This is a genomic window from Clostridium sp., from assembly GCF_051656525.1.
Lineage (GTDB): Bacteria > Bacillota > Clostridia > Clostridiales > Clostridiaceae > Clostridium.
Genome location: NZ_JBOGCC010000293.1, coordinates 1 through 9,279 on the forward strand (window position 1 = coordinate 1; position 9,279 = coordinate 9,279).

9 protein-coding genes are annotated in these 9,279 nt (G+C 29.6%); all 9 read left to right on the forward strand.

Translation table 11 applies throughout. The features are described 5' to 3' along the window. A partial coding sequence (locus ACRDDY_RS14815) for a S1 RNA-binding domain-containing protein (protein WP_438565721.1) occupies positions 1-129 on the forward strand: 129 nt, incomplete at its 5' end. 74 nt (positions 130-203) lie between these two features. Beyond that, positions 204-1,463 carry a M16 family metallopeptidase gene (locus tag ACRDDY_RS14820; protein WP_438565713.1) on the forward strand — a complete coding sequence of 420 codons (1,260 nt, stop codon included), beginning with the start codon at positions 204-206 and terminating at the stop codon, positions 1,461-1,463. A gap of 111 nt (positions 1,464-1,574) precedes the next feature. Then, positions 1,575-1,865, forward strand: coding sequence for a YlmC/YmxH family sporulation protein (locus ACRDDY_RS14825; protein ID WP_438565714.1), 291 nt, complete (start codon positions 1,575-1,577; stop codon positions 1,863-1,865). Positions 1,866-1,884: 19 nt separating this feature from the next. Further along, positions 1,885-3,084, forward strand: a complete 1,200-nt coding sequence (gene dapG, locus ACRDDY_RS14830) for an aspartate kinase (protein ID WP_438565715.1) — start codon at positions 1,885-1,887, stop codon at positions 3,082-3,084. A 56-nt stretch (positions 3,085-3,140) separates the two neighbouring features. Beyond that, a complete protein-coding gene (locus ACRDDY_RS14835) occupies positions 3,141-3,848 on the forward strand; it encodes a ClpP family protease (protein ID WP_438565716.1) in 708 nt (235 codons plus the stop codon). Between the two features lie 97 nt (positions 3,849-3,945). After that, entirely contained in the window at positions 3,946-6,363 is a 2,418-nt protein-coding gene (locus tag ACRDDY_RS14840) for a DNA translocase FtsK 4TM domain-containing protein (RefSeq protein WP_438565717.1), read from the forward strand. A 78-nt stretch (positions 6,364-6,441) separates the two neighbouring features. Next, positions 6,442-7,782 carry a 30S ribosomal protein S12 methylthiotransferase RimO gene (gene rimO, locus ACRDDY_RS14845; RefSeq protein ID WP_438565718.1) on the forward strand — a complete coding sequence of 447 codons (1,341 nt, stop codon included), beginning with the start codon at positions 6,442-6,444 and terminating at the stop codon, positions 7,780-7,782. Next, positions 7,766-8,356 carry a CDP-diacylglycerol--glycerol-3-phosphate 3-phosphatidyltransferase gene (pgsA, locus tag ACRDDY_RS14850; RefSeq protein ID WP_438565719.1) on the forward strand — a complete coding sequence of 197 codons (591 nt, stop codon included), beginning with the start codon at positions 7,766-7,768 and terminating at the stop codon, positions 8,354-8,356. Before rimO ends, pgsA begins: the two co-directional genes overlap by 17 nt. Before the next feature lie 196 nt (positions 8,357-8,552). Then, positions 8,553-9,279: recombinase RecA (gene recA / locus ACRDDY_RS14855; RefSeq protein WP_438565720.1), on the forward strand; the 727-nt coding region annotated here is incomplete at its 3' end.

Here is a 9,279-nt window from a genome sequence, read left to right on the forward strand (position 1 = left end):
AAGGTTGAGGATGTTGTTTCAGTTGGTGATGAAATTTTAGTTAAAGTAACTGAAATTGATAACCAAGGAAGAGTAAATCTTTCAAGAAAAGATGCATTAGAAGAAAATAGTGAAGAAAAGAATGATTAATATATAAAAAGGGCAATTAAATTGCCTTTTTTTTGTTATAATGAATTAAACAACAATTGATAAAGGAGAAAAATATGCACAAGGTTATAGAATTAAAAAATGGATTGAAAATAGTAATGGAAAAAATAGATGGAGTAAACTCTGTAAGTGTCGGAGTTATGGTTAGAAATGGATCAAGAGATGAAACAGAAGAGATAAATGGAATTAGTCATTTTATTGAGCATATGTTTTTTAAAGGAACAGAGAAAAGAAGCTTTAATGGAATAACAAGCGCCATTGAAAATATAGGAGGACAAATAAATGCTTTTACAGGAAAAGAAACTACTTGTTATTTTGTAAAAGTTTTAGGAAGCCATATTGAGATAGGTTTAGATGTTTTATCAGATATACTTTTACATTCAAAATTTGATAAAGATGAAATGGAAAAAGAGAAGGGTGTCATTTTAGAAGAAATAAATATGAGTACTGATTCTCCAGAAGAGGTTTTAGAGGATTTACATTCTAGCATAGCATTTAAAGGAAGTTCTCTAGAAAGGCCTATACTTGGAACTCATGAAACGGTAAAGAGTTTTACAAGAGAAAAGCTAATAGATTATATTGAGAGGCGTTATGTACCTAAAAATTCAGTAATATCAATTTGTGGAAAATTAGAATTTGATGAAACTGAAAAATTAATTGAAGAATATTTTGGTGAATGGAAAAACAAGGAAGAAATAGAAGAGAAATATGATAAGTTTGAAGTTTTAGAAGGTAGTTCAAGTATAGAAAAAGAAATTGAACAAGTACATATAAATATAGGATATAAAGGAATTCCTTATAATCACAAAAATTCATATGCATTAGTTTTAGTAAATACTATATTAGGTGGTGGAGCATCATCAATACTTTTTAATAAAGTTCGTGAGGAACTTGGGCTATGTTATTCTATATACTCTTATATGGATACATATAAGGGAGTTGGTGGAATGAATATATATTTAGGATTAAATAAAAATTCAGCAAGTAAAGCTTTAGAAGTTATAAAGGAAAGTATAGATAAATTTGTTGAAGAGGGGATTACTGAAGAAGAGCTTAAAATAAATAAAGAGAAGATAAAGGGAACATATATTTTAGGACAGGAAAGCACAAGTTCAAAAATGTTTGCCAATGCAAAATCTTTATTATTTAGAAATGAGATAAGAACTGAGGAAAATGTAATAGAAAAAATAGATAGAATAAAAATGGAAGATGTTAATGAAGTTATAGATTATTGCTTTAAGAATGGTGCAATAAATACAGCTTATGTAGGACCATCTATAGATAAAGAAGAGCTAAATTCAATTATATTTAACTAAAAACTAATATATATAAATAGAAAAAATATAAAAGTTGATATATAATAAGTGTAATATCTCCCGTATGAATGAATATATATATACTATTTATTAATAAAGGGAGGTATATTTATGTATATACATGGTGAAAAAAATATAAAATATCTTAGTGAACTTGAAAGGTATGAACTTATAAATATTAATGATGGAGAGAAATATGATTATCTTCAAAATAATGATCTTGTTATAGATGATGAAGGGAATATAAAATTTCTCTTGATAGATGTAGCAACATCTAAGTTTAGCCTTTTTGGAGGGGCTAGAGAGGTTTTAGAAATTGAATGGAGCTGTGTTCAAAAAGTTGGGGCGAAAACGATAATACTAGATGCCGATGAAAGAAATATGAGAAGGGCAAAGGTATAGATTTTAAGGGGGAGTTGCAGTGAAAATAGTTGTTCAAAAATTTGGAGGAACATCTGTATCAACGAAAGAAAGACGTGAAAAAGTAATAGAAAAAGTGAAAAAAGCTATAGACGAAGGATTCTCACCTGTAGTTGTTGTATCAGCAATGGGAAGAAAAGGTGACCCCTATGCAACAGATACATTACTTTCTTTAATAGACAATAAGTTTAAAATGTATAACAAACAATCAACAGACCTTTTAACTTGCTGTGGTGAGTTTATAAGTTCGGTTGTAATGACTAATGATTTATTTAATGCTGGAATAGATGCAACTGCATTAACTGGTGGTCAAGCTGGAATCATTACTAATAATGAATTTACAGAAGCTGATTATATAGATGTTAATACAGAGAAGATAAAAAAATTATTAGCTAAAGGAAAAGTTCCTGTTGTAACAGGGTTCCAAGGAATAACAGAAGATGGATATTTCACAACACTTGGAAGAGGCGGAAGTGATACTAGTGGGGCTATACTAGGAGTTGCTTTAGAAGCGGAAAGAGTTGAAATATATACTGATGTAGATGGAATAATGACAGCAGATCCAAGAATTGTAGAAGAAGCATCACTTATAAATGTAATAAGTTATAATGAAGTATTCCAATTAGCAGATCATGGAGCAAAAGTTATTCATCCAAGAGCTATTGATATAGCTATGAAAGGAAATATTCCGCTTTTAATAAAGAATACTATGAGTGATTGTGAGGGAACATTAATAAATAATAATGGGGATATAAAACATCCAAAAATTATTACAGGAATAACTCATCAAAATGATAGAATTCAAGTTAAAATACAATTTGAGGATAATAAGAAAAATCCAAACTATAGAAATGTTTTAGGACTTTTAGCGGCAAATGATATAAGTTTGGATTTAATTAACATATTCCCAGAGAGACAAGTCTTTACAATAGGAAAAGATAGAAAAGAAAAACTAGAGAGAGTTCTTAAATCTATTGGATTAAAATATGAATTAGTTGAAGATTGTAGTCAACTTGCTATAGTAGGAAGTAGAATGACAGGAATTCCTGGAATAATTGCAAAAATAGTTCAAGGATTAAATGATAATAATATTGAAGTATTACAAACAGCGGATTCACATATGACTATTTGGTGTCTTATTCATACTAAAGATGTAGAGAAAGCAATAAATGCACTACATAAAACTTTTGAATTAGCATAATGTATGTATAAAAAAAATACTCTCGTACAAAATAAATTTGTACGGGAGGTGTTTTTATGAAGAAAAAAATAGATGAAAAAAAATCGGTAGAAGTAGTAGAAGACTCTAAAATAGAAAATGCAAAGGTTGAAGCAATAAAAGAACTTGGAAATACAGGTGTGGTAGAAAATGATGAAAGAATTAGAGTTTTATCAATAATAGGTCAAATAGAAGGGCATGTAGCAGTACCAGCACAAACTAAGGCCACTAAATATGAACATGTTATTCCACAAATTATAGAGATGGAACAAAATAAAAAGGTAAAAGGAATCTTAATTGTAATAAATACAGTTGGAGGAGATGTAGAAGCAGGTCTTGGGATAGCTGAAATGATAAATTCAATATCAAAGCCAACAGTATCAATAGTTATAGGTGGGGGACATTCAATTGGAGTACCACTTGCAACATCAGCAACATATTCTTTTATTACGCCATCAGCAACAATGATAGTTCATCCTATTAGAATGAATGGATTTATAATTGGAGTATCTCAAACATTTGAATATTTTAAAAGAATGCAAGAGAGAATAAATGGATTTATAATTAGAACATCTAATATAAAGGAAAAAAAATTAGAGGAATTATTAAGGCAAACAGGAGATCTTTTAAATGATATGGGAACAATTTTAATTGGAGAGCAGGCTGTTGAGTGTGGACTTATAGATAGTGTGGGTGGAATAAAAGAAGCAATTAAAAAGCTTAATAGCTTAATAGACCAAAAGTAAAGATTAAAGGTCAGCTATATTACTATGGCTGATTTTGTTCTGTTTAAAAAAGGAGTTTTCTATATACTTGTAGAATTAGAAAGAGTGAGGTGATTGAGTGAGTATAAAAAGTAAAGGAAAGGGAACAAAAACAAAAGCTAGCACTAAAAATAAGAAGCAGAATACAACACAAGGAAGTGCTAGAGTGAAAAATGTAAATAATAAGAGCGGTGATATAAGAGGTGTAGTATTTATAGCAGTTGGAATAATACTATCCTTAGCAATATATACTAATTTAATAGGAACTCTTTCAGTAATGGCACAAAATATAGCTCACTTCCTAGTTGGAATTGGTGCGTATGCCATACCAATATATATATTATATTTAGGATATGAATATATAAAAGGAAAGGGAAGTGTTGAACTAAATAGGAATTTTATTGGAGTAACAATTTATGTAATTATATTTATTTTAGTAAGTTCAACAATATATTTAAGTGGTATGAATCAAATAAGTTTTTCAAGTGGATTTAATAGTATCGCTAAAAGTAATGGAGGAATTAATGGAGGAGTATTAGGATTTTTAGTAGCATATCCTCTATATAGTTTCCTAGGTGCAATAGGTTCATATATTGTTTATTTTGCATTTGTAGTAATAGGAACAATATTAGTTTTTGATATAACACTTTATGATTTAGGACTAAAGGTTAAAGATAAAAGTAAGGCGTTAAAAAATGCTAGACCACAAAGACGTGAAGAAAATATGGACATGATACGAAGTAAAAGAATTGAGGAAAAAAGACGTTCTACAGAATCTTTTGGTGAGGATTATAAAAATAAGTTGAAAACTCTAGAATTTATGAGTAGCTCTAAAATGCATATGGATGAAGAAGAAGAAGAAATCCCTAAAAAAGAAGTGAAAGTAAGTTCAAATATATCTAAACCAAAGGGTGAGGAGAAGAAAAGAAGTGTACCAAGAATAAATGAGCCAATGATAGAAAAACCTAAAAAGAAAGAAGAGATAGAAAAAGAAAGTGTAAATAAAGAAATTGAAAATAGCTTAAAAGAAAGCAAAAAAAATGAAGAGCATTCAGTATATATTAAGCCAAGTATCGAACTTTTAGAACTTAATAAAGATACAGAATTAAATGGAAGTGATAGAAAAGATTTAATTAAGAGTGCGGACAAGTTAACTAGTACACTTTTAAGTTTTGGAGTGGAAGCAGAAGTTAATCAAGTAACAAAAGGTCCTTCTGTTACAAGATTTGAACTTCAACCAAGCCCAGGAGTAAAGGTAAGTAAAATAGTAAATTTAGCAGATGATATAGCACTTGGTCTTGCAGCATCAGGAGTAAGAATAGAAGCACCTATTCCAGGAAAAGCAGCAGTTGGAATAGAAGTTCCAAATAAAACACAAACACCAGTATTTTTAAGAGAGGTTCTAGGTACAAGTGAGTTTTTAGATAGTGATAAAAAGCTTGCAATTGCACTTGGAAAAGATATAGGTGGAGAGTGTGTTATAGGAGATTTAAGTAAAATGCCACATACATTAATTGCAGGAGCTACAGGTTCAGGTAAAAGTGTATGTATAAATACATTAATAGTAAGTATTCTTTATAAATATTCACCAGATGAAGTTAAACTTCTTATGGTAGATCCTAAAGTAGTTGAATTAAGTGTTTATAATGGAATACCACATCTTCTAATTCCGGTTGTAACTGATCCTAAAAAAGCAGCAGCTGCATTAAATTGGGCAGTAAATGAAATGACTAGGAGATATAAATTATTTGCAGATTCAGGTGCAAGAAATATAGATTCTTATAATCAGTTGTATAAAAAAGGTGTAATAGAGGAAAAATTACCTTATATAGTTATAATAGTAGATGAGCTTGCTGACCTTATGATGGTTTGTGCAAATGACGTAGAAGATTATATAGGAAGACTTGCTCAAATGGCAAGAGCAGCAGGAATGCATCTTGTAATAGCAACTCAAAGACCATCAGTTGATGTTATAACAGGAGTTATAAAAGCAAATATACCATCAAGAATTTCATTTGCAGTTTCATCACAAATTGATTCAAGAACTATTTTAGATAGTAGTGGAGCAGAGAAATTACTTGGAAGAGGAGATATGCTTTATTATCCAGTAGGTGAAAGTAAGCCTTTAAGAGTTCAAGGGTGCTTTATATCAGAAGAAGAGGTTGAGAAGGTAGTTGAATATGTTAAAAAAGATTCAGAAGAAGTTAAATATGAAGAAGACATTTTAGAACATATTCAAAAAGAAACTAAAAATGTAGAAAGTAGTGCAAATGGTGAAGAGATAGATGAACTATTAAATGATGTTATAGAAACTGTAATTACATTTAATCAAGCATCTACATCATTTATTCAAAGAAAATTTAAAATTGGGTTTAATAGGGCTTCTAGAATCATGGATGAACTTGAAGAGAGAGGTATAATTTCAGAGAGAGATGGAAGTAAACCAAGGAAAGTATTAGTAAGTAAAGAAGAATACTTTAGTGATGAAGAAGATTAGATAAAGAAAAATACTTGTCATAAAATAAAAAGAGATATACAATAAAATAAGCAAACAGGAACACAGGAGGAAAATGGTTTGGCAAAATATAAAGTAGGAATGGTAAGTCTAGGCTGCGATAAAAATAGAGTAGACTCAGAAATAATGCTTGGTGTTATGAATAAAATTTATGAAATAACTAATAATCCAACAGAAGCAGACATAATAATAGTTAATACATGTGGATTTATTGAAAAAGCAAAACAAGAATCAATAGATACAATTTTAGAAATGGCAAAATATAAAGAAGACCATAAATGTAAACTTCTTATTGCTACAGGATGTTTAACTCAAAGATATGGGAAAGAACTTCAGGAGTTAATGCCTGAAATAGATATTATACTTGGTGTAAATGATTATGCTGAGATTGATAAGATGATAGTTAACTTTATAGATAACAATGAAATCTTAGATGCAGTAAATTATTCAGATAAGAATATTAATGAAGGAATAAGATTACTTACAACAGATAAAAGCACTGCTTATGTAAGAATAGCAGAAGGATGTGATAATTTTTGTACTTACTGCATAATACCTAAAATAAGAGGTAAATTCAGAAGTAGAAAAATGGAAAACATAATTGAAGAAGTTAAAACTTTAGTAAGTTCAGGAACAAAAGAAATAATATTAATAGCACAAGATACAACAATGTATGGAAGTGATATATATGGAGAGCAAAACTTACATATACTATTAAGAGAACTTTCAAAGATAGAAGATTTAAAATGGATAAGATTACTTTACTGCTACCCAGAAGAAATTTATCCTAAATTAATAGAAGAGATAAAGGTCAATGGAAAAGTGGTTAAATACTTAGATTTACCAATACAACATATAAGTGATAAAATTCTTAAACTTATGGGAAGAAAAACTACTAAGAGAGATATATTAGATAAAATTGATACTTTAAGAAGTGAAGTGGAAGGAATAGTTCTAAGAACATCTCTTATTGTAGGATTTCCAAATGAAGGAGAAGAAGAATTCAATGAACTTAAAGATTTCTTAATAGATAAGAAGTTAGATAAAGTTGGAGTATTTAGTTATTCAAGAGAAGAGGGAACACCAGCAGCTATTATGGAAGGTCAAGTTGATGAAGAAGTAAAAGCGCTAAGAGAAAAAGAACTTATGGAAGTTCAAGGAGAAGTTTCTAGAGAAATAAATAGCAAAAAGATTGGAAGAGTATATGATGTTCTTGTTGAAGGAAAAAATGGAGAATATTATATAGGAAGAAATTATGAAATGGCACCAGAAATTGATGGAACAGTATTTTTTAAAAAAGGCTGTGATGATGTTAAAAAAGGTGATTTTGTAAAAGTTAAAATTGAAGATAATGAGGAGTATGATCTAATAGGAGTTGGTATATGTGAATCTTGCAAATAAACTAACATTAATGAGAATTATATTAGTTCCAATATTCCTAGTATTTATAATTGTTAATGGTATACCATATGGAACGTTCATTGCAACGTTCATATTTATTCTTGCATCAATAACAGATAAATTAGATGGATATATTGCAAGAAGTAGAAATCAAATAACAAATTTTGGAAAATTTATGGATCCATTAGCAGATAAATTACTAGTTACAGCTGCATTAATCTCACTAGTAGAATTAGGGCTTGTTCCAAGTTGGGCAGCTATAATAATTATAGCTAGAGAATTTGCAGTTTCAGGACTAAGAACTCTTGCTGCATCAGAAGGAAAAGTTATAGCAGCAAGTTGGTGGGGTAAAATAAAAACTGTTATTCAAATGATAGCAATAATATTATTATTGCTTGAAGTAAATATTAATACATCAGCATGGCTTACTACATTTGTAAATAGCCATAGTATAATACACTTCATATTTACAGGACTTCCTGCAATAATGTTATACTTAGCAGTTATAATAACAGTTATATCAGGATATGATTACTTTGCAAAAAACAAAGGAGTTATATCAACAAATAAGTAATTTACTAAAGAAAAATAAGAGAATGTCTTTTTTCTTAAGACATTCTCTTATTTTATACCTTTCATTAAATACATAAAATGGAATAAAAGTAAAAAATATATGTATAATATTGATAAAATATGTTGACTATAATAATATGATAATATATACTTATATTAATAGGAACGTTTGTTCTATAAGAGGAGGAAATGAATTAATGAGTAATATAGATGTTAATAAATTAAAAGCTATAGAAGCTGCAATGGGGCAGATTGAAAAGCAATTTGGTAAAGGTGCAGTAATGAAGCTTGGAGAAAAAGCTACACTAGATATAGAAGCTATTTCAACAGGATGCTTAGATTTAGATATAGCACTAGGAATTGGTGGAGTACCAAGAGGAAGAATTGTTGAGATATATGGACCAGAAAGTTCAGGTAAAACAACTGTTGCACTTCATATAGTAGCAGAAACACAAAAAAAAGGTGGAGCAGTTGCATTTATTGATGCAGAGCATGCTTTAGACCCATCATATGCAAGAAACTTAGGAGTAGATACTGAAAGTCTTATAGTTTCACAACCAGACACTGGAGAGCAAGCATTAGAAATAACAGAAGCCTTAGTTAGATCAGGAGCAATAGATACAATAGTAATTGACTCGGTTGCAGCACTTGTACCAAGAGCTGAAATTGAAGGGGAGATGGGAGATTCTCACGTAGGTCTTCAAGCAAGACTTATGTCACAAGCATTAAGAAAACTTGCAGGAACAATAAATAAAACAAATTGTGTTGCTGTATTCATAAACCAACTTAGAGAAAAGGTTGGAGTTATGTTTGGAAGTCCTGAAGTAACACCTGGAGGAAGAGCATTAAAATTCTATGCATCAGTAAGAATGGATGTTAGAAGAATTGATTCAATAAAGCAAGGTGAAAATATGGTAGGTAACA

What these genes read in the sequence shown, in the direction of transcription:
- ACRDDY_RS14835 (WP_438565716.1), top strand. Translation starts at nt 3,141, where the DNA reads ATGAAGAAAAAAATAGATGAAAAAAAATCGGTAGAAGTAGTAGAAGAC.
- ACRDDY_RS14820 (WP_438565713.1), top strand. Translation starts at nt 204, where the DNA reads ATGCACAAGGTTATAGAATTAAAAAATGGATTGAAAATAGTAATGGAA.
- ACRDDY_RS14825 (WP_438565714.1), top strand. Translation starts at nt 1,575, where the DNA reads ATGTATATACATGGTGAAAAAAATATAAAATATCTTAGTGAACTTGAA.